The organism is Paenibacillus darwinianus, assembly GCF_000598065.1.
Classification (GTDB): domain Bacteria; phylum Bacillota; class Bacilli; order Paenibacillales; family Paenibacillaceae; genus Paenibacillus_I; species Paenibacillus_I darwinianus.
In genome coordinates, this window is record NZ_KK082138.1 from 2,894 (window position 1) to 24,341 (window position 21,448).

The 21,448-nt window shown below is 57.1% G+C and carries 23 protein-coding genes; 20 read left to right on the top strand and 3 right to left on the bottom strand.

All coding sequences use genetic code 11. From position 1 onward, the window contains the following. The 3 genes from BG52_RS15190 to BG52_RS15920 form a co-directional block, all read right to left on the bottom strand. Positions 1-673: magnesium chelatase domain-containing protein (locus BG52_RS15190; RefSeq protein WP_036666847.1), on the bottom strand; the 673-nt coding region annotated here is incomplete at its 3' end. A gap of 108 nt (positions 674-781) precedes the next feature. Next, positions 782-1,018, bottom strand: coding sequence for an S-layer homology domain-containing protein (locus BG52_RS03700; protein WP_144340724.1), 237 nt, complete (start codon positions 1,016-1,018; stop codon positions 782-784). Between the two features lie 11 nt (positions 1,019-1,029). Then, the gene (locus BG52_RS15920; RefSeq protein ID WP_190287454.1) at positions 1,030-1,167 is read right to left on the bottom strand and encodes a hypothetical protein; all 138 of its coding nucleotides are present in this window, start codon (positions 1,165-1,167) and stop codon (positions 1,030-1,032) included. A 348-nt stretch (positions 1,168-1,515) separates the two neighbouring features. Here BG52_RS15920 and sucC point away from each other — a divergent pair, with 348 nt between their 5' ends. From sucC to BG52_RS03800, 20 genes are all read left to right on the top strand, one after another. After that, positions 1,516-2,676: an ADP-forming succinate--CoA ligase subunit beta gene (gene sucC / locus BG52_RS03705; RefSeq protein WP_036579207.1), complete on the top strand. Its 1,161-nt coding sequence runs from the start codon at positions 1,516-1,518 to the stop codon at positions 2,674-2,676. 43 nt (positions 2,677-2,719) lie between these two features. Next, positions 2,720-3,652 (top strand): succinate--CoA ligase subunit alpha, encoded by a 933-nt coding sequence (gene sucD, locus BG52_RS03710; RefSeq protein WP_036579209.1) that lies wholly within the window; start codon positions 2,720-2,722, stop codon positions 3,650-3,652. 181 nt (positions 3,653-3,833) lie between these two features. Next, on the top strand, positions 3,834-4,955 hold the full coding sequence (gene dprA, locus BG52_RS03715; RefSeq protein WP_036579211.1) for a DNA-processing protein DprA: 1,122 nt from the start codon (positions 3,834-3,836) through the stop codon (positions 4,953-4,955). 37 nt (positions 4,956-4,992) lie between these two features. Further along, the gene (gene topA, locus BG52_RS03720) at positions 4,993-7,086 is read left to right on the top strand and encodes a type I DNA topoisomerase (RefSeq protein ID WP_036579214.1); all 2,094 of its coding nucleotides are present in this window, start codon (positions 4,993-4,995) and stop codon (positions 7,084-7,086) included. Positions 7,087-7,144: 58 nt separating this feature from the next. Beyond that, positions 7,145-8,488, top strand: coding sequence for an FADH(2)-oxidizing methylenetetrahydrofolate--tRNA-(uracil(54)-C(5))-methyltransferase TrmFO (trmFO, locus tag BG52_RS03725; RefSeq protein ID WP_036579217.1), 1,344 nt, complete (start codon positions 7,145-7,147; stop codon positions 8,486-8,488). A gap of 121 nt (positions 8,489-8,609) precedes the next feature. Then, positions 8,610-9,152 (top strand): ATP-dependent protease subunit HslV, encoded by a 543-nt coding sequence (gene hslV, locus BG52_RS03730; RefSeq protein ID WP_036579220.1) that lies wholly within the window; start codon positions 8,610-8,612, stop codon positions 9,150-9,152. A 46-nt stretch (positions 9,153-9,198) separates the two neighbouring features. Next, positions 9,199-10,596: an ATP-dependent protease ATPase subunit HslU gene (gene hslU, locus BG52_RS03735; RefSeq protein WP_036579221.1), complete on the top strand. Its 1,398-nt coding sequence runs from the start codon at positions 9,199-9,201 to the stop codon at positions 10,594-10,596. 36 nt (positions 10,597-10,632) lie between these two features. After that, entirely contained in the window at positions 10,633-11,403 is a 771-nt protein-coding gene (gene codY / locus BG52_RS03740; protein ID WP_036579223.1) for a GTP-sensing pleiotropic transcriptional regulator CodY, read from the top strand. Between the two features lie 258 nt (positions 11,404-11,661). Further along, positions 11,662-12,075: a flagellar basal body rod protein FlgB gene (gene flgB / locus BG52_RS03745; RefSeq protein ID WP_036579225.1), complete on the top strand. Its 414-nt coding sequence runs from the start codon at positions 11,662-11,664 to the stop codon at positions 12,073-12,075. Between the two features lie 2 nt (positions 12,076-12,077). Then, the gene (flgC, locus tag BG52_RS03750; RefSeq protein WP_036579228.1) at positions 12,078-12,530 is read left to right on the top strand and encodes a flagellar basal body rod protein FlgC; all 453 of its coding nucleotides are present in this window, start codon (positions 12,078-12,080) and stop codon (positions 12,528-12,530) included. A 22-nt stretch (positions 12,531-12,552) separates the two neighbouring features. Then, on the top strand, positions 12,553-12,858 hold the full coding sequence (gene fliE, locus BG52_RS03755; RefSeq protein ID WP_036579230.1) for a flagellar hook-basal body complex protein FliE: 306 nt from the start codon (positions 12,553-12,555) through the stop codon (positions 12,856-12,858). Between the two features lie 42 nt (positions 12,859-12,900). Continuing rightward, on the top strand, positions 12,901-14,478 hold the full coding sequence (gene fliF, locus BG52_RS03760) for a flagellar basal-body MS-ring/collar protein FliF (RefSeq protein ID WP_036579232.1): 1,578 nt from the start codon (positions 12,901-12,903) through the stop codon (positions 14,476-14,478). Between the two features lie 12 nt (positions 14,479-14,490). After that, complete coding sequence (fliG, locus tag BG52_RS03765; RefSeq protein ID WP_036579234.1) at positions 14,491-15,510, top strand: flagellar motor switch protein FliG; 1,020 nt, start codon at positions 14,491-14,493, stop codon at positions 15,508-15,510. After that, complete coding sequence (locus tag BG52_RS03770) at positions 15,503-16,351, top strand: FliH/SctL family protein (RefSeq protein WP_036579236.1); 849 nt, start codon at positions 15,503-15,505, stop codon at positions 16,349-16,351. Before fliG ends, BG52_RS03770 begins: the two co-directional genes overlap by 8 nt. Continuing rightward, positions 16,332-17,654, top strand: a complete 1,323-nt coding sequence (fliI, locus tag BG52_RS03775) for a flagellar protein export ATPase FliI (protein ID WP_036666850.1) — start codon at positions 16,332-16,334, stop codon at positions 17,652-17,654. Before BG52_RS03770 ends, fliI begins: the two co-directional genes overlap by 20 nt. A gap of 28 nt (positions 17,655-17,682) precedes the next feature. Continuing rightward, the gene (fliJ, locus tag BG52_RS03780) at positions 17,683-18,129 is read left to right on the top strand and encodes a flagellar export protein FliJ (RefSeq protein WP_036579243.1); all 447 of its coding nucleotides are present in this window, start codon (positions 17,683-17,685) and stop codon (positions 18,127-18,129) included. A 66-nt stretch (positions 18,130-18,195) separates the two neighbouring features. Continuing rightward, positions 18,196-19,101 (top strand): MotE family protein, encoded by a 906-nt coding sequence (locus tag BG52_RS03785; protein ID WP_036579245.1) that lies wholly within the window; start codon positions 18,196-18,198, stop codon positions 19,099-19,101. A 57-nt stretch (positions 19,102-19,158) separates the two neighbouring features. Further along, entirely contained in the window at positions 19,159-20,508 is a 1,350-nt protein-coding gene (locus tag BG52_RS14775; RefSeq protein ID WP_051602280.1) for a flagellar hook-length control protein FliK, read from the top strand. Positions 20,509-20,535: 27 nt separating this feature from the next. Further along, positions 20,536-20,994: a flagellar hook capping FlgD N-terminal domain-containing protein gene (locus BG52_RS03795; protein WP_051587901.1), complete on the top strand. Its 459-nt coding sequence runs from the start codon at positions 20,536-20,538 to the stop codon at positions 20,992-20,994. Next, complete coding sequence (locus BG52_RS03800; RefSeq protein WP_036579247.1) at positions 20,987-21,370, top strand: TIGR02530 family flagellar biosynthesis protein; 384 nt, start codon at positions 20,987-20,989, stop codon at positions 21,368-21,370. Before BG52_RS03795 ends, BG52_RS03800 begins: the two co-directional genes overlap by 8 nt. Positions 21,371-21,448: the final 78 nt, after the last annotated feature.

Consider the following 21,448-nt stretch of genomic DNA (forward strand, 5'->3'; position numbering starts at 1 on the left):
GCGCAGCCGTCAGCACCGCCCGCTTGGCGGATTGCTGGCCGGTCACGTCGCCGAAATCGGGATCCCACGTTCTGTCCGCTCCGCCTTTTGTTTCGTCGGCAAGCAAGCCGACTGCGTCACCCGACACGCCGCCCGAATGCCGCAGTGCGCTCCAATCCGCCGCTCCATCCTTCTGTCCGGCTGTAAGCTGATCGAGATGGCGCAGCGCAAACAGCTCCATACCGCCGATTAGCGCGGCTTCCGCGGCGTTGGTCGCCGGCAGCAGCACGCGCTTGATGCCGCGCTGGCGGGCTTTGTCCACCATTGGCAGCACGCCGGGAACGGGCCGCACTTCGCCGTTCAGCGAAAGCTCGCCGATAACGAGCACGCCCTCGAACGGCTCCGGCTCGAGCTGTCCGCTTCCGGCCAAGATCCCGGCGGCGATGGCGAGGTCGAACGCGGTGCCTTCCTTGCGCAGGTCGGCCGGCGCAAGATTGACCGTGATCCGCTGCAGCGGGAACTCGAAGCCGCAGTTTTTCAGCGCGGCCCTGACGCGCTCCACCGATTCGCGCACCGCAGGGTCCGGCAGCCCGACCACATTGACCTGCGGCAGCCCCGGCGAAATGTCGACCTCAACGTCGATCCGCTGTCCTTCAACGCCCTGTACGGACGCGCAGGCGATGTTCATATACATACAAAAAGCACCTCCATCGTCGTGATCGGATGAAGGTGCCTCCTTACGTTCCATCATGCGTATTCCATTATCGCTTGAATCGAGTGTAGCGCAAGCCGGCATGGGCTGTCAATTCGGAAACGGATCGGGATCGGGCATGTCCAGAACCCGATTCAATACGAGCGCCTCTTCGGCGCGCGTTACCTTCCCTGCGGGAGCAAACCGGTTGCCTGGCGTGCCGGTTACGAAACCGGCGGCGGCCGCTCCGATCCAGCCGCGGTTGGTCCGGATTGCAGCCTCATCGGCGAATGCCCGCGCCTTCTCGTTGGGCTGCAGCCTGACCGCCCGCGCAGTCCAGACCGTCATCTCGGCCCTGGTCAATAGCTGCTCATGACCCGCAGCGCCTTCAGCCGCTGCACCGCATCTCTGGCCCAGTGGCCGGTCCAGTTCCGCGATTGCCGGCGCCACAGAACGAGGGCGGAAGCGGCGATCGATTGTTTCCACTTGCTTCCCACTGCCGTTGTCTCCTTTGCGCTGTTCCCTTGCACCCGAATTCCATGCTCGCAGCTTTCAAAATAACATGGACGCCGACTGGCGAGAACTGCATTTTTGCAAAGTCATGCTCCGTTTATGCCGATACGCACTGGACGATCAGGCCATACCAGTAGGAAAAAGATGCCGGAAGCGTCACTTTCAGCTTTGCACAATCGTTATTCTTGATGCTTCGTTCGCATTTTGAGATCATACCCATATCAAAAAGGTGCGTTTTTTCTTTGTCGAAAGTGAGCAAAGGCTGTTGGAAACGTGCTACAATGGTAATGTTTGTGTGTACATAGGATCACTAAGCTTAGGAGGATTTCGTAATGAATATCCATGAGTATCAAGGCAAAGAAGTCCTAAAGCAATACGGAGTCGCGGTTCCTGAAGGCAAAGTGGCATTCACGGTCGAGGACGCGGTCGCCGCGGCGCAAGCGCTCGGCACGCCGGTCGTCGTCGTAAAGGCGCAGATTCATGCCGGCGGACGCGGCAAGGCAGGCGGCGTCAAGGTCGCCAAGGGGTTGGACGAGGTCCGCAAATATGCGGGAGAGATTCTCGGCAAGACGCTGGTCACGCACCAGACAGGCCCTGAAGGCAAAGAAGTGAAGCGGCTGCTCATCGAGCAAGGCTGCGATATCAAGAAAGAGTATTATATCGGCGTCGTCGTGGACCGCGCTACGGGCCGCGTCGTTATGATGGGCTCCGAAGAGGGCGGCACAGAGATCGAGGAAGTGGCCGAGCATTCCCCGGAGAAGATTTTCAAGGAAATTATCGATCCGGTCGTTGGACTGCAGCCGTTCCAAGCGCGCAGACTGGCGTTCAACATCAATATCCCGAGCGAGCTCGTGAACAAGGCGGTCGGCTTCATGACGGCTCTGTATGCGGCTTTTACGGACAAGGACTGCTCGATTGCCGAGATCAATCCGCTGGTCGTAACGGGCGACGGCAACGTCATGGCGCTTGACGCCAAGCTGAACTTCGATTCCAACGCGCTTTACCGCCACAAGGACATCCTTGAGCTGCGCGACCTGGACGAGGAGGACCAGCGCGAGATTCAAGCCTCCAAGTTTGATCTCAGCTATATTGCCCTCGACGGCAATATCGGCTGCATGGTTAACGGCGCGGGCCTGGCGATGGCGACGATGGACATTATCAAATATTATGGCGGCAACCCGGCGAACTTCCTTGACGTAGGGGGCGGCGCCACAACCGAAAAAGTAACCGAAGCGTTCAAAATTATCCTTTCCGATGAGAACGTGAAAGGGATTTTCGTCAATATTTTCGGCGGCATCATGCGCTGCGACGTCATCGCTGACGGTGTGGTGGAAGCTGCGAAGCAGCTGGGCCTGACGAAACCGCTGGTCGTCCGTCTCGAGGGCACGAACGTGGACCTCGGCAAGAAAATTTTGAACGAATCCGGTCTCAATATCGTCGCTGCCGATTCGATGTCGGACGGCGCGCAGAAGATCGTCGAACTTGTGAAATAAGCACGATACCGAACGAAAACCATTAAGGGATGTGAGCCTTTCGATGAGCATTCTGGTAGACAAAAATACAAAAGTCATAACGCAAGGCATTACCGGCAAAACCGCGTTGTTCCACGCCAAAGGTGCTCTGGATTACGGCACGCTGATGGTCGGAGGCACGTCGCCCGGCAAAGGCGGCACGCAGGTCGACATCGCGCTCGAGAATGGAAGCACGGTCTCGCTGCCGGTATTCAACACGGTTGAGCAGGCGGTCAAGGCAACTGGCGCAACGGCATCCGTTATCTACGTTCCGCCGGCTTTCGCGGCCGACGCGATCATTGAAGCGGTCGACGCCGGGCTTGATCTGGCGATTTGCATCACCGAAGGCATTCCGGTGCTCGACATGGTGCGGGTATCGCGATATATGGAAGGCAAGAAAACACGCCTGATCGGGCCGAACTGTCCCGGCGTGATTACGCCGGACGCTTGCAAAATCGGCATCATGCCCGGCTACATTCATACGAAGGGCCATGTCGGCGTCGTTTCCCGCAGCGGCACCCTGACGTACGAGGCCGTTCACCAGCTGACGACCCGCGGCATCGGACAATCCTCCGCGGTCGGCATCGGCGGCGACCCGGTCAAAGGTTCCGAATTCATTGACATTCTTAAGCTGTTCAACGAAGATCCGGACACCTATGCGGTCATCATGATCGGCGAGATCGGCGGAACGGCGGAGGAAGAAGCGGCCGAGTGGATTAAGGCGAACATGAAGAAGCCGGTCGTCGGCTTCATCGGCGGCGCCACCGCGCCTCCGGGCAAGCGGATGGGCCATGCGGGCGCTATCATTTCCGGCGGCAAGGGAACGGCAGCCGAGAAGATCGCCACGCTCGAGGCTTGCGGCATCAAAGTTGCACCGACGCCTTCCGAGATGGGCTCGACGCTGGTGAGCGTGCTCGAAGAGCAGGGACTGCTCGAGAAATGCGTCACCCGCAAATAAATAAGAGGAATCGATGCGATTCCGGCTTTAAATTGAAGGTAAGCAACCTTCCGACACCCGCAGGGTGTCCGGAGGTTGCTTTTTTATTTTGGATGCGGGCGCGCTTGCAATCTTTTCCCGAGTCCCTCACAATAAGATGAGAAAAGCAAGTGCGCCCGCATTTCGGGAGGCATGGTTTAATATGGAAAAATGGAGTAAGCGCGATATTTTGTTTGCGCTTCACGAAACGCGCGGCGTCGGCGCCATTACGATCCGAAAGCTGGTCGAGGGCGATTTGCTGGAACAATGCATGTCGTTCGGACAGCAGGAATGGCGTGCGCTGCAGGTGGACCGGCCGGCCAGAGAAGCGCTGCAACACACATTCGATCCGATCCGCGTCGACGCGCGTAAATCGTTATACGCGGAGCACGGCATCTCCTGGTTTACGATTTTCGACCGCGATTATCCGAGCTGGCTGAACCAAATAAGCGATCCGCCATGGGTGCTGTACGCCAAGGGCCGGCTGGATCTGTTCGAAGGGGTTTCCGCTGCCGTTGTCGGCACGCGCGGACCGACCGCTTACGGCCGCCATGCGGCCGCCAGAGTGGCGGAGCAGTTGTCCGCCAACGGCATAACGATCGTCAGCGGGATGGCGCGCGGCATCGACACGATCGCACATGAAGGCGGGCTGCGCGGCGTCGGCAGTACGGTAGCGGTGCTCGGCACCGATATTGAGACGGTCTACCCGCCCCAGAACGGCTACCTGTACCGCATGATTGCCGAACGCGGACTGCTGGTGTCCGAATATCCGCTGGGCACGGTCAGCCATCCGGGACTGTTCCCGCAGCGGAATCGGATCATTGCCGGCTTGTCCTACGCGACGATCGTCGTTGAAGGGGCTTATCAAAGCGGCTCGCTTATTACCGCGCATCTGGCGCAGGACTACAACCGCGAGGTGTATGCGGTGCCGGGACCGATCAATTCGTCGAAGAGCGACGGTCCCAACCGGTTGATCCGCGACGAAGGCGCCAAACTTCTGCTGACGGTCGAAGGGCTGATGACAGATTTTCGCAGCTCGTACGGCCGCCGGTTTTTAAGCGGTGAAGGCGGTGCGTCCGTTGACCGAACGCCGCCGCAGCGGGATGAAGAGCTGAGCGGGGAGGAAGCGCTGGTTGTCGCCGAACTGCGGGACCGGCCGCTTACGGTGGACGAATTGGCAACGCGTCTGCCTATGCCGCTTGGACATTTACACGCACATCTGATAAATTTATCTATAAAACGTAGGATCGAAGGGCATCCGGGTTCATTATACAGCGCGCTGTAACGCGCCGGTTGGATCGATGTCGGGAGGAGGGGCACATATGGCGGATTCGCTCGTGATCGTGGAGTCGCCTGCAAAAGCGAAGACGATCGGTAAATATTTAGGGAGCAAATATATCGTCAAAGCCTCGATGGGACATATCCGTGACTTGCCCAAAAGCCAAATCGGGGTTGAAGTCGACAACGACTTTCAACCGAAGTATATTACAATCCGCGGCAAAGGCAACGTCCTGAAGGAATTGAAGGACGCGAGAAAAAAAGTGAAGCACGTATATCTGGCGGCTGACCCGGATCGCGAAGGCGAAGCGATCGCATGGCACCTTGCTCACTATTTGGAGCTGGGGGAGACGGACAGCTGCCGCGTCGTGTTCAACGAGATTACCAAGCAGGCCGTTAAGGATGCGTTCAAGTCGCCGCGACCGATCAATATGGATCTGGTCAACGCGCAGCAGGCCCGACGTATACTGGACCGTCTTGTGGGCTACAAAATCAGTCCTTTATTATGGAAGAAAGTGAAGAAGGGACTCTCGGCCGGCCGCGTTCAATCGGTCGCGGTAAAGCTGATCATCGACCGGGAAAATGAGATCGACGCTTTCGTGCCGGAGGAGTATTGGTCGATTACGTCGCGGCTGCTGCACGGCAAAGCGCCGTTCGAAGCGAAATTTTACAGCATGAACGGCGAGAAAAAGGAGCTCTCCAACGAAGGGGACGTGCAGGAGGTTCTAAAGGCGCTGGGCTCCTCCGAATTCATCGTCGGAGAAGTGAAGGAACGGGAAAGGCTGCGCAATCCGGCCGCTCCATTTATCACGAGCTCGCTGCAGCAGGAGGCTGCCCGCAAGCTTGGCTTCCGCGCCGCTAAAACGATGTCCGTCGCCCAGCAACTCTACGAGGGTGTGGATCTCGGCAAGGAAGGAACCGTCGGTCTCATCACTTACATGCGTACCGACTCCACACGCATTTCACCGGTGGCGCAGGAGGAAGCAAAGGGGTACATCTCGGAAAAATTCGGCGCGGCGTACGCGCCGGCGGAATTCCGCAGCTATACGAAGAAGAACGCCAACGCACAGGATGCGCACGAAGCAATCCGCCCGACCTCCGTGCTTCGGGAACCGGACGAGGTGAAGCCGTTCCTCAGCCGGGACCAGCTCAGGCTGTATAAGCTCGTCTGGGAGCGTTTCGTCGCAAGCCAGATGTCGTCGGCCGTGCTGGATACGATGACCGTCGACATCCAGGCGGGGCCCGTTACGTTCCGTGCCGTCGGCTCGAAGGTGAAATTCCACGGGTTCATGAAGGTATACGTGGAAGGCAACGACGACGGAACGACGGATGAGGAAAAGTTTCTGCCACCGCTGAAGACAGGCGACAAGGTGAAGAAGGAATCGATAGAGCCGAAGCAGCATTTTACCCAGCCGCCGCCCCGTTACACGGAAGCCCGGCTGGTACGCACGCTCGAAGAGCTCGGAATCGGACGTCCGAGTACGTACGCGCCGACGTTGGAGACGATCCAGAAGCGCGGCTATGTGGCGATTGAAGAGAAAAAGTTCGTGCCGACCGAGCTGGGCGATCTGGTTATCCAGTTGATGGAGGAGTTTTTCCCAGAAATACTGGATGCCGAATTTACGGCCCACATGGAGGGCGATCTTGACCATGTCGAGGAAGGCAAGGAAGATTGGGTCAAGGTGCTCGGCAGCTTCTACGAATCGTTCGAGAAGCGTCTCGAGGTGGCCGAGGACGAAATGAAGGAAGTCGAAATCCAGGATGAGGTGTCCGACGAGCTGTGCGAGAAATGCGGCAAGCATCTCGTCTACAAAATGGGCCGTTTCGGCAAATTCCTCGCTTGCTCCGGATTTCCCGATTGCCGGAATACGAAGCCGATCGTGAAGGATATCGGCGTCACCTGCCCGAAATGCCACGAGGGCAAGATCATTGAGCGCCGCAGCAAGAAGGGCCGGATTTTTTACGGCTGCGATCAGTATCCCGGCTGCGATTATGTATCCTGGGACAAACCGACCGGCAAGCCTTGTCCGTCATGCAGTGCGCTGATGGTCGAGAAACGCAATCGTTCCGGCGGCAAGTTGCTCTGCACCCAATGCGGGCATAGCGAGGAGCTGCCGGACGAACAAGAGGAAGGCTAGCGGCGCCGCCGGTTACCGGCGCCTTTCGCACTTGAACGACAGAAAGGAAGTTATAGTCTTGACAGTTAACCAACCGGTAACGGTAATCGGCGCGGGCCTTGCGGGCAGCGAGGCTGCCTGGCAGATCGCTTCACAAGGGGTACCGGTCATTTTGTACGAAATGCGGCCGGTCACGCGGACGCCTGCGCACCATACCGATAAATTTGCCGAGCTCGTTTGCAGCAACAGCCTTCGCGCCAACGGGCTAACGAATGCCGTCGGCGTTCTGAAGGAAGAGATGCGCCGGCTCGATTCGCTTATTCTTCGCTCGGCCGACAAGCACGCCGTTCCCGCAGGCGGAGCGCTCGCCGTCGACCGCGACGGCTTCTCCGACGAAGTGACGGGAAGCCTGCGGAACCATCCGCTGATCGAGGTGCGCTCAGAAGAGGTGACGGGTATCCCGCAGGACGGGATCGTCGTCATCGCTACCGGTCCGCTCACCTCGCCCAGCCTGTCCGAAGCGATTCAGCGCCTGCTCGGCGAATCGTATTTCTATTTCTATGACGCGGCGGCTCCGATCATCGAGAAGGATTCGATCGACATGAGCAAGGTGTATCTGGCTTCCCGTTATGACAAAGGGGAAGCGGCGTACCTGAATTGTCCGATGTCAGAAGAGGAATTCGAGGCGTTTCACGACGCGCTCATCCACGCCGAGACGGCGGTTTTGAAGGAATTCGAGAAGGAAGTGTACTTCGAGGGCTGCATGCCGATCGAGGTGATGGCGGCGCGCGGCAAGCAAACCGTCCTTTTCGGCCCCATGAAGCCGGTCGGCCTCGTCAACCCGCACACCGGCAAGCTGCCGCACGCGGTCATACAGCTGCGGCAGGACAATGCGGCCGGCACGCTGTACAACATGGTCGGCTTCCAGACCCATCTCAAGTGGGGCGAGCAAAAGCGCGTCTTCTCGATGATCCCGGGACTCGAGAACGCGGAATTCGTCCGTTACGGCGTCATGCACCGCAACACGTTCATCAATTCGCCGAAGCTGCTGGAGCCAACGTATCAGTTCAAGGGACGTTCCGATCTGTTTTTTGCCGGTCAAATGACCGGCGTCGAAGGGTATGTGGAATCGGCCGCATCCGGTTTGATCGCGGGCATGAACGCCGGCCGTCTGGCGAGAGGCCTGGAGCCTCTGCTGCTGCCCCCCGAGACCACCCTCGGCAGTATGGCGCAATATATTACGACTGCGGACTTCAGGCATTTTCAGCCGATGAACGCCAATTTCGGGCTGTTCCCGCCGCTCGGGTCGCGCATCCGCAACAAGCGGGATAAGAACGAGGCGATCGCAAACCGGGCCTTGGAGACGTTGGGGCGATTTAAGACCGAAGTGATGGACAGGGCGGCGGAAGAGGGCCGTTCGTAGCTTCACATCGTGAGCCCGTGTTAACGGTTCCGAAGCGGGATTTGCTCCGCAAAGAGTTAAGCAACCGGACTAGGCTACAAAGCTGCCCGTTACTTTTAGGGGCAGAGTGGAGGGTGAAAGAATGGAAATGCAATTTCATGCAACGACCATTTGCGCCGTCAGACACGAAGGTAAAGGGGCGGTTGCCGGAGACGGCCAGGTGACGTTCGGCAACAGCATGGTGATGAAGCATACCGCCAAGAAGGTCAGACGGCTGTACCGCGGACAGGTGGTGGCGGGCTTCGCCGGATCGGTCGCGGATGCGATTACGCTGTTCGAGAAATTCGAGGGCAAGCTTGAGGAGCACCACGGCAACCTGCAGCGCGCCGCGGTGGAGATGACGAAGGAATGGCGATCGGACCGCGTGCTTCGCAGGCTGGAAGCGATGATGATCGTCATGGACGGAAGCGGGATGCTGCTGCTGTCCGGCAACGGCGAAATCATCGAGCCTGACGACGGCATTATCGCGATCGGTTCCGGAGGCGGCTTCGCGCTGGCCGCGGCGCGCGCGCTTAAACGCCACGCGACTCACCTGGATGCGAAGGAAATGGCGCAAGCGGCACTTGAAACGGCTGCCGACATCTGCGTGTATACGAATCGGAACATCATCGTGGAAGAAATCTAAATCTAACGTGCCGGTGCTTGCGCCGGTATGATCGGAGGTCCATTCCATGGGCAATGAAGCGCTGACTCCGCGTCAAGTCGTCGCGGAGCTTGATAAATATATCGTCGGCCAGAAAGCCGCCAAGCGGTCCGTGGCGATCGCGCTCCGCAACCGGTACCGCAGAAGCATGCTGGATGAATCGCTGCGCGATGAAATCGTGCCCAAAAACATCCTCATGATCGGGCCGACGGGCGTCGGCAAGACAGAAATCGCCAGACGGCTCGCGAAGCTGGTGAATGCGCCTTTTGTGAAAGTGGAGGCGACGAAATTCACCGAGGTTGGCTATGTAGGGCGCGACGTTGAGTCGATGGTGCGGGATTTGGTGGAAACCTCTATCCGCATGGTGAAGGCGGAGAAGACCGAGCAGGTGAAGGACAAGGCGGAGAAACACGCCAACGAACGGCTGGTGTCGCTGCTTGTACCGAGCGGAAACAAGCCGAAGGGCGGCCGCAACCCGCTGGAGATGCTGTTCGGCAATCAGCAGCAGGCAGCGCCCCAGGAGGAGCCGGAGCTGGACGCTTCGGTCGCGGAGCGCCGGCGTCAGGTGCGGGAGCAGCTTGCCGCCGGTCAGTTGGAGAACGAGATGCTTGAGATAGACGTCGAGGATACGAGCCCGAATATGATGGATATGCTATCTGGGCAAGGAATGGAAGGCATGGGTATGAACATGCAGGAGATGTTCGGCCAGTTTCTGCCCAAAAGAATGAAAAAGCGCAAGCTGCCGGTTAGGGAAGCCCGCAAAGCGCTGACGCATGAGGAAGCGGCGAAGCTGATCGACATGGACGACGTCATTTCCGAATCGACGCGTAGAGCCGAGCAGACCGGTATTATCTTCATTGACGAAATCGATAAGATAGCGAGCCCGTCCCGCGGTTCCGGACCTGATGTGTCGAGGGAAGGCGTGCAGCGCGACATCCTGCCGATTGTGGAGGGGTCGACCGTAATGACCAAGTACGGACCGATCAAAACCGATTACGTGCTGTTCATTGCGGCCGGAGCATTCCACATCGCCAAGCCGGCCGATTTGATTCCGGAGCTTCAGGGCCGGTTTCCGATTCGCGTCGAGCTGAGCAACCTGACGTTGGACGACTTCGTGAACATTCTGACCGAACCGAAAAATGCATTGACGAAACAATATACCGCCCTGCTGGAAACCGAAGGCATCCGCATCGAATTTTCCCCCGAGTCGATTCGCGAGCTGGCCGGCATAGCCGCCGACGTCAACCGAAATACGGAGAACATCGGCGCTCGGCGGCTTCATACGATTCTTGAAAAATTGCTGGAGGATTTGTCATTCGAGGCTCCCGAGCTCTCGCTGGAGCAAATTACGATTACCCCGGAATATGTGCGGGATAAGGTCGGCGATATTGCGCAGAATCGAGATTTGAGTCAATATATACTATAGCATGATGTTTTCTGCATTGATTTGGGAGGCTTAGGCATGACTTTACTAGCAAAAACCAGAACGCTGAACCGGCTCCTTCAACGGGCGGCAGGCAAGGCGCTTAGCTTCCGCGAAATGGCGGAGGTGCTCTGTTCCACGATTCAGGCGCATGTGTTTGTCGTAAGCCGGCGGGGCAAGCTGCTCGGCTGTGCGGCGGTCGGCGTATGGGAGCATGAACGGATTCGCGCGGCCGCGTCGGGCGAGACGCATTTTAGGGCTGAGACGAACGAGCGGTTTCTGCAAATGCAGGAGACGGTAACTAATGTGGCGCCCGACAAAGGTATAGCGGAGACTTTCCCTGAGATGTCCGGCCATGAGATCATGACTGTCGTTCCGATAGTAGGCGGCGGCGACCGGCTCGGAACGCTCGTTCTGACGCGCAATGCCAGCGAGTTCGGGGACGATGATCTGATTCTCGCGGAATACGGCTCCACGATCGTCGGCATGGAAATCATCCGCGAACGCGCAGAGGAAATTGAGATTGAGGCGCGGAGCAGGGCGGTCGTGTCGGTTGCCGTCAACTCCTTATCGTTCAGCGAGCTCGAAGCGGTGGAACATATTTTCGAGGAGCTCGGCGGCAAGGAAGGGCTTCTGGTCGCATCCAAGATCGCAGACCGTGTCGGCATTACGCGGTCCGTTATCGTCAATGCGCTCCGCAAGCTGGAGAGCGCGGGGGTGATCGAGACGAGATCGCTCGGGATGAAGGGCACCTATATCAAAATTCTGAACCACCAGCTGTTGCAGGAACTCGGCAAATTGAAAATCTGACGTCCGATCCGCTGGCGTGGATTTGACAATCTCTATCGAAAAAAGCTCTATCTTATAAAAGATAGGGCTTTTTGCTTATTGTAGAGCGTTAAGAAATTGGAGAATATTAGGTAGTCGGCAGAAAACGACAAGTCCAACCTCTATATATCGACATCGCTTCTCATTTTTTTAATAAGTTCGTGTCGAAATAAGCAGGAAACTGAGATAATTTGTTGAATAGATACTTTTAGACTACGCTCAGGAAAGTGGGTATTTGCCGTGAAGTTGCTGAATGGCCCCGAATTCAAACGGCTGCAAGGGGCAATCGGCGCAGCCGAAACAAGGCAGCAGGTCATTGCCGACAACATCGCCAATGTAGATGTGCCCTACTTCAAGAGATCCGAAGTCGTCTTCGAGGAAATGCTGGAGCAGCAGCTCAATGCGTTCGGAACAAAAGAGCTTGCCGGAAAGCGGACGCTTGCCAGACATATTCCGATCGGCAGCGGCTCGGCGGATTTGCAGCCTCGGATCGTAACCGATCAAACCTCGGTGATGAACAACAACGTCAACAATGTGGATATCGACCGCGAGATGGCGCTGCTTGCCAAAAACCAGCTCCGCTATAATGCAATGATCCAGCAATTGAATCACGAAGTGCGTATGATGCGGACGGCTATGGAAGGGAGGGCATAAAAATGAAGCTGAACAACGGATTCGACGCAAGCGCTTCGGCGTTAACCGCCCAGCGGCTTCGCATGGACGTCATCTCGTCGAATATCGCCAACGCGGAAACGACAAGGGGACGCCTCGTCAACGGGAAATTCGAGCCCTATACCAGAAAAATGGTCGTCTTGGAACCTATACGTTCGAAATTCGCGGACGTGCTGAACGCCAGGCTTGAAGGCGGTTCAGCACGTTCGAGCGGTGTAAAGGTGACTCGAATTGTGGAGGACCGTACGCCGCCGAAGCTGGTCTATAATCCGACGCATCCCGACGCCGATCCTGACGGTTATGTAAAAATGCCTAACGTCGATACCCTGAAGGAAATGGTCGATATGATTTCGGCCACCCGTTCTTACGAAGCAAACGTCACGGCCTTGAACGCTGCGAAAGGGATGTTCATGAAGGCCCTGGAAATCGGCAAGTAATCTTTAGCACGGAGGGATCAGCTTGATCACGAACCAACTCATTAACCATTTAAACCCGACCCGGATAAATGAAACATCGCCGGCTTCGAAAACAACGCCTGCGGACGCAGCGCAAAGTTTCGGCGCTTTTCTGAAGGATGCGATCGACAGTGTTGCCGACCAAGAAAAGCAGGTCAAAAGCGTGACGGACGATTTTCTGATCGGCAAGGCAGACGTTTCGCAATTGATGATCGTGTCGGAGCAGGCTCAGCTTAGCCTTCAGCTCACTTCGCAAATCCGCAATAAAGTTATCGAGGCCTATCAAGAGATCATGCGGACGCAGCTATAATGCCGGGATCGTCCCAGCACAGTAACCGGGTGAGGTGAAATCGTGAATGAGAAGTACGCCCAATATCGGGACCGGGTGGTTCAATATTGGCTAAATTTCAGCAGAAACCAGAAGATTATGCTGGTCTCAGCCTTCCTGGGACTGATACTTGTCGTTATTCTTCTGATCTATATGTTTTCAAGAACGCAATACGAGGTTGCTTTTCAGAATCTGGACGCGACGGACTCGGCGGCCATTATGGCTTACCTGGACGGAAGCGGCATTCCTTACAAGCTTGAGGCGGGCGGGAGCAGCATTTCGGTTCCCGTAGCTGACGCGACGAAGGTCAAGGTTGAAGTCGGCTCGCAAGGGATGGTGCGGAATGGCTCGATCGGCTTCGATTCGTTCGACAGCGGCGCCTCCCAGTTCGGGATGACGGATAGTGAGTTTGACGTGAGGTACCGGAATGCGCTCAATGGCGAAATTCAGCAGCTTTTGAACGGCATGCAGGGGGTCCAGCGCTCGAATGTGCTGATCAATCTGCCGCAAGAGAGCGTGTTTATTAATCCGGGCGAGAAGGAGCAGGCGTCGGCTTCGATTACGATGTCGTTCGTTCCCGGCTTCCGCCCGACGCAGGAGCAGGTCGACGGTTACTACAACCTGGTGAAGACGGCGGTTCCGAACCTGGCGGTTGCGGATATTACGATTTCCAGCCAGGAGGGCGAGCTCGTCGCATCGTCCAAAGTGAACGGAGGCTCCGCCCTCGCATCCAGCGTTGTCGATGAGCAGTTTCAGATCCAACGCAAGTACGAAGGGGAATTGAAACGGAATATACAGTCGTTTCTGGGAACGATGGTCGGGATGGACAATCTGGTCATCAACGTGACGAGCACAATGAACTTCGACCAAATGGTATCGAAGGAAAACCTCGTTTCGCCGATCGACAACAACAATAACGAAGGCGTGAAAATAAGCGAGCAGGTCAACAACCAGACTTCGACGGGGACGAGCGGCGCAGCAGGCGGCGTTACCGGGACCGGCGAAACCGATGTGCCGGGTTATCAAGCCGTGGACGGCGCGAACAGCTCGAGCTCGGAATCGGCCTCGCGCACGACGAATTGGGATGTCAACCGAATCCAGCGGGATATCGTTTCCTCGCCATATGTGGTCAAGGATTTGATGATCGGGATCGGTGTGCAGGAAGGCGCACTGCCCGAAGCGAACCGTCAGGTCGTCATGGATTTTCTGACGGAATTGGTAAGAGGGCAGCTCGTTCAGTCCGGACAGAATGTTGCGGACAACGTGTTGATCGCCCGCAAGGTTCAAATCATTACGCAGCCGTTCGTTCAACCGGCGGCTACGGGAGCGACCGGCGGCATTCCGCTCGGATGGGGAATCGGAATCGGCGCAGCCGCGCTGGCGCTCGGGGGAGCGGCCGTATTCGTCCTGATGCGGAGACGTAAACAGGCGGTGCTTGCCGCCGAAGAGGAGCTCATGCAATCGGCTAAGGTCGAACTGCCGACGATCGACCTCGATCAGGTTACGACGGAAAGTCAGGTCCGGAAGCAATTGGAGCAGCTTGCCAAGAAGAAGCCGGAAGAGTTCGTTAACCTTTTGCGCACGTGGCTGGTGGATGAATAGGGGTGAAACGATATGGCTAGAGCAGCGATATTTCAAGGGCTGAGCGGACGGCAAAAAGCGGCCATACTGTTGATTACTTTGGGACCAGAGGTGTCGGCGCAAATTTTCAAACATTTGCGTGATGAGGAAATCGAGCAATTAACGCTGGAAATCGCCAACGTCCGCAAGGTCGACAGCCTTGAGAAAGAAACGATATTAACCGAGTTTCATCAAATATGCATGGCGCAGGAATATATATCGCAAGGCGGCATTCAATACGCCAAGACGATTCTGGAGAGGGCGCTTGGGGAGAGCAAGGCGCTTGATGTTATCAACCGATTAACGGCCACCCTGCAGGTGCGGCCTTTCGATTTCGCGCGCAAGGCGGACCCGACGCAAATCCTGAACTTCATCCAGAACGAGAATTCGCAGACGATCGCACTGGTGCTCTCTTATTTGCAAGCGGACCAGGCATCGACGATTCTCTCTTCTCTGCCGCAGGACAAGCAGGCGGAAGTAGCAAGAAAAATCGCGCTGATGGACAGCACGTCTCCGGACGTCATTTATCAGGTCGAACGCGTCCTGGAGCAGAAGCTGTCCTCGACCGTTACGCAGGATTATACGATGGCGGGCGGTATAGAGGCGATCGTCCAAATCCTGAACGGCGTTGACCGGGGGACCGAACGGACGATTCTCGATTCGCTCGAAATCCAGGATCCGGAGCTTGCCGAAGAAATCAAGAAACGGATGTTCGTTTTCGAGGATATCGTCAACGTCGACAATCGTTCGATCCAGCGCATTATCCGCGATATCGAGAATGCCGACCTTCAGCTCGCGCTCAAGGTGGCAAGCGAAGAAGTGCGGGAAGCGATTTTCCGCAACATGTCGAAGCGGATGGCCGAAACGTTCAAGGAAGAGATGGAATTTATGGGGCCTGTTCGGCTGCGTGATGTCGAGGAGGCGCAGACTCGTATCGTAGCGACGATCCGCCGACTCGAGGAGTCCGGTGAAATCATCATCGCTCGCGGCGGAGGAGACGATATCATTGTCTAATCTGATTAAATCTTCCTATGTTGTACCGCTCGAGGATCTCAGAAAGCTGGAAGCGACGAAGCAGATGCTGTACCTGGCCAGGCTGGCTGAAATGGGGAACAGCCAACAGGCTGCCGCCGAAGCGCCCGATGAACAAACGGTTTCGATGAAGCATCAAATTCTCCGCGATGCGGAATCGTTCGCCGAGGAGCGGCTTGGCCAAGCAACCGCCGAGATCGAACGGATGAAGCGGGATGCGGCGGAGCAGATCGAAGCCTGGTGGCAAGAGCGCCGCGAACAGGATTTGCGATTAGTCGAGGAAGCCAGGCAATCCGGCTTTGAGCAAGGATTCTCCGAAGGCGCCGCGCATGCGCAGGAGGAAACGGCCCGGCAGTGGGATTCCCGCATGCAAGAGGCGCGAACGCTTCTGGAGCAGGCTTACCGGATGAAGGAGCAAATCATTCAGGAAGCCGAGCCGTTCCTGGTTGAGCTCAGCACGGCAATTGCCGAGAAAATTATCGGCAAACAGCTGACGGTTTCGCCCGAGCTGTCCGTCGAGCTGGCGCGCAAGGCGCTGTCCAGAAGGCGGGAGCAAGGCGCCATTACGCTGTGCGTCGCTCCTTCGCAGCTGCAGTTTGTGCAAGCGGCGCGCGAAGAGCTGAGCCTGGCGATCGATTCGCAGGCTGAGCTGCACATTTTGCCCGACGGCTCGGTAAAGGATCAAGGCTGCGTTGTCCGCTCATCGTTCGGAAGCATCGACGCACGGATTGACACCCAGCTGGAAGAGATCAAACGGGAATTGATTCAAGTTGCGCTGCAAAGCGATGAGCGGAGGCGATCGGATGACCGTTCAGCAACCTGATCTCTCCAGATACCTGGATCATCTGAGACCGCTCGATCCGGTAAGGGTAAACGGAAAAGTAACGCAGGTAATCGGCTTGACGGTCGAGTCCGAGGGTCCGGACGCAAGCGTAGGCGATGTCTGTTATATTTATCCGGCCAAATCGGCGAAACCGCTGAAGGCAGAAGTCGTAGGTTTTCGCAACAACAAAGTGATTCTGATGCCGCTCGGCGATTTGCATGCGATCGGCCCCGGCTGCGACGTGGTCGGAACGGGCAAGCCGCTTACCGTGCAGGTCGGTTCCGAGCTGCTCGGCAAAGTGCTGGACGGATTGGGCCAGCCGCTCGACGGCTCCTTCATCCCGACGCGCATGCCGCATTACTCGACGCATAATGTGCCGGCCAACCCGCTTTTTCGGCCGCGCGTTACCGAGCCGCTCGGCATCGGTGTGCGGACGATCGACGGTCTGCTGACAGTAGGGCAGGGGCAGCGGGTCGGTATTTTCGCCGGTTCCGGGGTCGGCAAGAGCACATTGCTCGGCATGATTGCCCGCAATACTTCGGCCGACGTCAATGTTATTGCGCTGATCGGAGAGCGGGGGCGCGAGGTGCTTGAATTTATCGAGAAGGACCTTGGGCCGGAAGGCCTGGCCCGATCGGTCGTCGTTGTGGCGACGTCGGATCAGCCGGCGCTGATCCGGATTAAGGGGGCGCTTATCGCGACGACGATCGCCGAATATTTTCGCGACCGCGGCTTGAACGTCATGCTGATGATGGATTCGGTAACGCGTTTTGCGATGGCGCAGCGCGAGGTCGGCCTCGCAATCGGCGAGCCGCCGGCAACCCGCGGCTATACGCCGTCGGTGTTCGCTACGCTCCCGAAGCTGCTGGAGCGGGCGGGTACGGGGCTGACCGGCTCGATCACGGCGTTCTATACGGTGCTCGTCGACGGCGACGATATGAACGAGCCGATCGCGGACGCCGTGCGGGGCATACTTGACGGGCATATCGTGCTCAGCCGAAGCCTCGCCAACAAAGGCCATTTCCCGGCCATCGATGTGCTCGCTTCGGTCAGCCGCGTGATGAGCAACATCGTCCCGGATGAGCAGCAGGATGCCGCCAACGAACTGAAGCGCCTGCTGTCCATTTATAGAGATTCGGAGGATCTGATCAATATTGGGGCGTATCAACGCGGATCAAATCCGGAAATCGACAGGGCGATCCAATATTATGACGCGATTCGGGGTTTCACACAGCAGAAAACGGATGAGAAAGTCGGTTTGGAAGATGCGCGGGAGCGCTTGATCGCCGATTTTACGATATAACTTAGTTACGGGGAGGTGCTCAGCCGGAATGTCCAAGTACCGTTATCCGCTGCAACGAATCGTCGATTTGAAAACAAGCGAGAAGACGCAGGCCGAATGGATGCTGTCCGCGGCGATCGGTAAGCTTCACGAGGAAGAACGCAAGCTGGAACAGCTTGCATCGGAGCTTGCAGGGTGTCAGGAACGGCTTCATGCTGCGGCATCGGAAGGGATCCCGCTCGCCGAGCTCCAGCTGATTCAGCATTATATCAGCTATCTGGAATCGCGCATCGATTGTAAAAAGCAGGATGTAAGGTGCGCGCAGACAGAGGTGGAGCACGAGCAAGGTCGGCTTTCCCTCAAAATGATGGATGAGAAGATTTGGCTCAAGACAAAGGAAAAAGCACTGGATGCTTTTCTGCAAGACATGCGGCTGAAAGAACAAAACGAGCTGGATGAAATGGCCACCGTCCGGTATATGCTTCCGGCCCGTTAGGCCGTCGAGCTTCGTGATATAAGTCGTGGGGCGCACATTGCTTCGCGAGCTTGAGGAGTGATTAGAATGGCGGAGATTCAAGCGGAAAAATCATACAGCGCGATGGAACGAATCATGTTCTTCCTGACGCCTATCCTGTTCACGCTGGTGCTGCTGGGCGTTCTGCTTGCCTTATTCAATATCGATTTGCGGAACCGGCTGCTCGACGCCGGCAACAAGGTGCCGTTACTGGAAAAGGTGCTGCCGGACGCTTCCAAGGCGGCATCGACCCCCGGGATGATAGACGAAACGATCCGGAGCCAGAATAATGAACAGAAAATCCGTGAGCTTGAGAAGCAGCTCGCTGCCAAAATTTCGGAGCTGGCCGCACTGACTGCAACGAAGACGACGCAGGAACAGACGATTGCCGATTTGCAAAGCCAGTTGGAGCAATCCAAAGCGACCGGAGCGAAGAAGCAGCTCGACGATCAGGAATACCAGAACCGGATTACGGGCCTCGCGTCCATGTTCGGCGATATGACGCCAGGCCGGGCGGCTCCGATTCTTCAGAGTATGACGCTTGATGAGATGGTGCTTATCATGGATGCGATGAGCCCCGCTTCCCGGATCGCGGTGATGGAGAAGATGACCCCGCAAATCGCGGCTGATGCGACGGCGCTCCTGAAAGACACAATACCGGTCAAGGATAGGCAAATTTCGGCTCTTCAAGCGAGGCTTAAGCAGCAAATGACCGCAACGGCTCAATCGGCTCCGTTCCTGGATGCGAAGCAGCTTAGCGCGACTTTTAACAGCATGGCGCCGGCTAAAGCGGCGGAACTGCTGCTGCAGATGGCCGAGGTCAGCCCCTCGAAGGTTCTGCAAGTGCTGAATTCGGTTAGCAATGCGGCACGTTCAAGTATCGTGGCCGAGATGAGCACCTTGAACCAGAAATATACGGCGCAGCTAGTGGCGAAGCTGATGTCCGGCAAATGAAACCAGTGAAGCGACTGCAAGCAAGGCGGCGACGCGATGAAAGGAGGTGAGAAAAAGATGCAAATGTCGATTGGACAAATGAACACGACACCCGCTCCGCAAACCGGCTCGACGAGCAGCGCGCCTTCAGGCGAAGAGGCCAAAGCGTTCGGCGGCATGCTCGTGCAAGTGATAGGCGAACCGGGGGATGCCGGCGCCGGCAAGAATGCAGCGCTCGGCAAGGCGATTGCCGCCGGTCTGATGTCTGGCGAGCTGGCTGCGCTGCTGGCTGGCGCGACCGGGGAAGGCGTAGAAACAAAGCTTGATCAAGCGCTTCGGCTCCTGGAGAGCGAAACGGCGGCGGAAGCCGGTCCGGACGAAGGTGCTCTGGCGGATATCTTGAACGAATTAAGCGCGCTGCTCCTGTCGGTTTTCGGTTTTACGCCGTTGAAGACGGAAGCCGGACCCGGACCGGGGTCGAGCTCCGCTGGAGAAGGCGAGGGGCAAGCGGTTAATGCGGGCGACTCCGTTCGCAATCAATTGATTCAGACGTTGTCGTTCTTGAAGACGCTTCTGCAGGAAAACGGTCAAAACGCGTTTGGCAAGGATCAGCTTCTGGTATTGAACGTTCAATTGGAGCGATTGCGGCAGCTGGCGGCAGACAATGCGGCAAGCAAACCGCAAGCGGCAGGCAATAAAGCGCAGCCTGACACCGGATCGATCGGGACGGTCGTTGCCGAGCAGGCCGCAAAGTCGAACCTGCACCTGCTGCGGATGGGCAACCAGCCGCTTCAGCCATCCTTGCTGAAGACGGTAATTGCCGAGTCGGAAGCGGTCAAGGCCGCAACTGCAGGCAGTAACGAGGTGGTGGCGGAAGGTTCTTTTGACGGGCTGCTTAGCGGACTGGCGGAGGGAGCCAGGCCGGTAGCTGAAGGAGCCAAAATGCAGGCGCAGCAGTCCGTTCCGGTCAACCGTTTCTTCGAAACGATGACGGGCATGATCGTCAAGCAGTTTGGATTGACCAAGGCCAATGGCGTCACCGAAGCGAAGCTTCTGCTTACGCCGGAACATCTCGGGCAGGTCGATGTAAGAATTTCACTGCAGAACGGCCAGTTGACGGCTCAATTCGTGGCGGAAAACGCGGCGGCGAAGGATATGCTGGAAAATCAGCTGGCGCAGCTTCGGAGCGCCCTTCAATCGCAAGGCCTGCAGGTAGAGAAGCTGGAGGTGTCGTATGGCACGCAGCAGAGCCAGATGTTCCAGGACGGAAGGGAGCGCGAGCATGGCGGACAAGCCTTCCAACAGCAGCGGGGCAATGAAAACGGAAGCTCGACTGACGGCGGAATCGCCGATTTCGAGCAAGAACTGGTCGAGTCGGTCGTGAGAAACGGACTGGGTTACGGCAGAGCAATTAACATCACCGCATAACCTGTTGCAACGGAGGTGAAAAAAGCAATGGCGAACGAGATCGTATCGACCAAAAATCGATGGCCATACTACGATGCTGCGAATGTGCAGTCTGCGTCGGCCAAGCCGAAGGATACGAGCCTGGGCAAAGATGATTTTCTCAAAATTCTCGTTGAGCAGCTGAAAAACCAGAATCCGATGGAGCCGCTTCAGGATAAGGACTACATCGCGCAGATGGCGCAATTTTCGTCCGTGGAGCAATTGATGAACATGGCGAAGGAAATGACGGCTCTCCGTACGAATCTGGGATTTGCTTCCGGATTGATCGGCAAGGACGTGGAATGGATCGAGACGACAGCTGCCGGTGAAGCGATCGCACGCTCCGGAACAGTAAGCTCCATTGTGGTCCGGGACGGTGTGCAGTATGTCAAGGTCGGGGACGAGAACATCCCGGTTGACCGGCTGTCCTCCATTACCGACAAGCAGGAGGTGCCTGCCGGTGAGTGATTCGGTCAGAGTCGGGCAGATGTACTCTGCTGTAGCGGCGCCGATCGGCCTCCGTAAAACGCCGTCCGCAGATGCGGCCGCGCCGCAGAGCGTCAAATTCGAGGACCTGCTGCAAGCATCGCAGTTGAAATTCAGCCGCCATGCAGAGGTGCGCATGCAGCAGCGGGGCATATCGTTCATGCCGGAGCAGGTTGGTCAGATCATGAACGCCATTCGGCAGGCGGAAGCCAAAGGGGCGAAGGATTCGCTCGTGCTTTACCGCGACATTGCGATGATCGTCAACGTGCCGAGCAAAACCGTCGTGACCGCAATGGACGGCAAATCCGCTTGGGGTAACGTCTTCACACAGATCGACAGCGCAGTCGTCATTTCCTGAAAAAGGGTCGGACCTATCCGGGGACCCGAGGCCGCAGACCGAATGAAGCGGCTTGCCAGACTTAACAACTTCTAACCA

What these genes read in the sequence shown, in the direction of transcription:
- BG52_RS03700 (WP_144340724.1), bottom strand. Translation starts at nt 1,018, where the DNA reads ATGACGGTCTGGACTGCGCGGGCGGTCAGGCTGCAGCCCAACGAGAAG.
- sucC (WP_036579207.1), top strand. Translation starts at nt 1,516, where the DNA reads ATGAATATCCATGAGTATCAAGGCAAAGAAGTCCTAAAGCAATACGGA.
- sucD (WP_036579209.1), top strand. Translation starts at nt 2,720, where the DNA reads ATGAGCATTCTGGTAGACAAAAATACAAAAGTCATAACGCAAGGCATT.
- dprA (WP_036579211.1), top strand. Translation starts at nt 3,834, where the DNA reads ATGGAAAAATGGAGTAAGCGCGATATTTTGTTTGCGCTTCACGAAACG.
- topA (WP_036579214.1), top strand. Translation starts at nt 4,993, where the DNA reads ATGGCGGATTCGCTCGTGATCGTGGAGTCGCCTGCAAAAGCGAAGACG.
- hslV (WP_036579220.1), top strand. Translation starts at nt 8,610, where the DNA reads ATGGAAATGCAATTTCATGCAACGACCATTTGCGCCGTCAGACACGAA.
- hslU (WP_036579221.1), top strand. Translation starts at nt 9,199, where the DNA reads ATGGGCAATGAAGCGCTGACTCCGCGTCAAGTCGTCGCGGAGCTTGAT.
- codY (WP_036579223.1), top strand. Translation starts at nt 10,633, where the DNA reads ATGACTTTACTAGCAAAAACCAGAACGCTGAACCGGCTCCTTCAACGG.
- flgC (WP_036579228.1), top strand. Translation starts at nt 12,078, where the DNA reads ATGAAGCTGAACAACGGATTCGACGCAAGCGCTTCGGCGTTAACCGCC.
- fliG (WP_036579234.1), top strand. Translation starts at nt 14,491, where the DNA reads ATGGCTAGAGCAGCGATATTTCAAGGGCTGAGCGGACGGCAAAAAGCG.
- fliI (WP_036666850.1), top strand. Translation starts at nt 16,332, where the DNA reads ATGACCGTTCAGCAACCTGATCTCTCCAGATACCTGGATCATCTGAGA.
- fliJ (WP_036579243.1), top strand. Translation starts at nt 17,683, where the DNA reads ATGTCCAAGTACCGTTATCCGCTGCAACGAATCGTCGATTTGAAAACA.
- BG52_RS03785 (WP_036579245.1), top strand. Translation starts at nt 18,196, where the DNA reads ATGGCGGAGATTCAAGCGGAAAAATCATACAGCGCGATGGAACGAATC.
- BG52_RS14775 (WP_051602280.1), top strand. Translation starts at nt 19,159, where the DNA reads ATGCAAATGTCGATTGGACAAATGAACACGACACCCGCTCCGCAAACC.
- BG52_RS03795 (WP_051587901.1), top strand. Translation starts at nt 20,536, where the DNA reads ATGGCGAACGAGATCGTATCGACCAAAAATCGATGGCCATACTACGAT.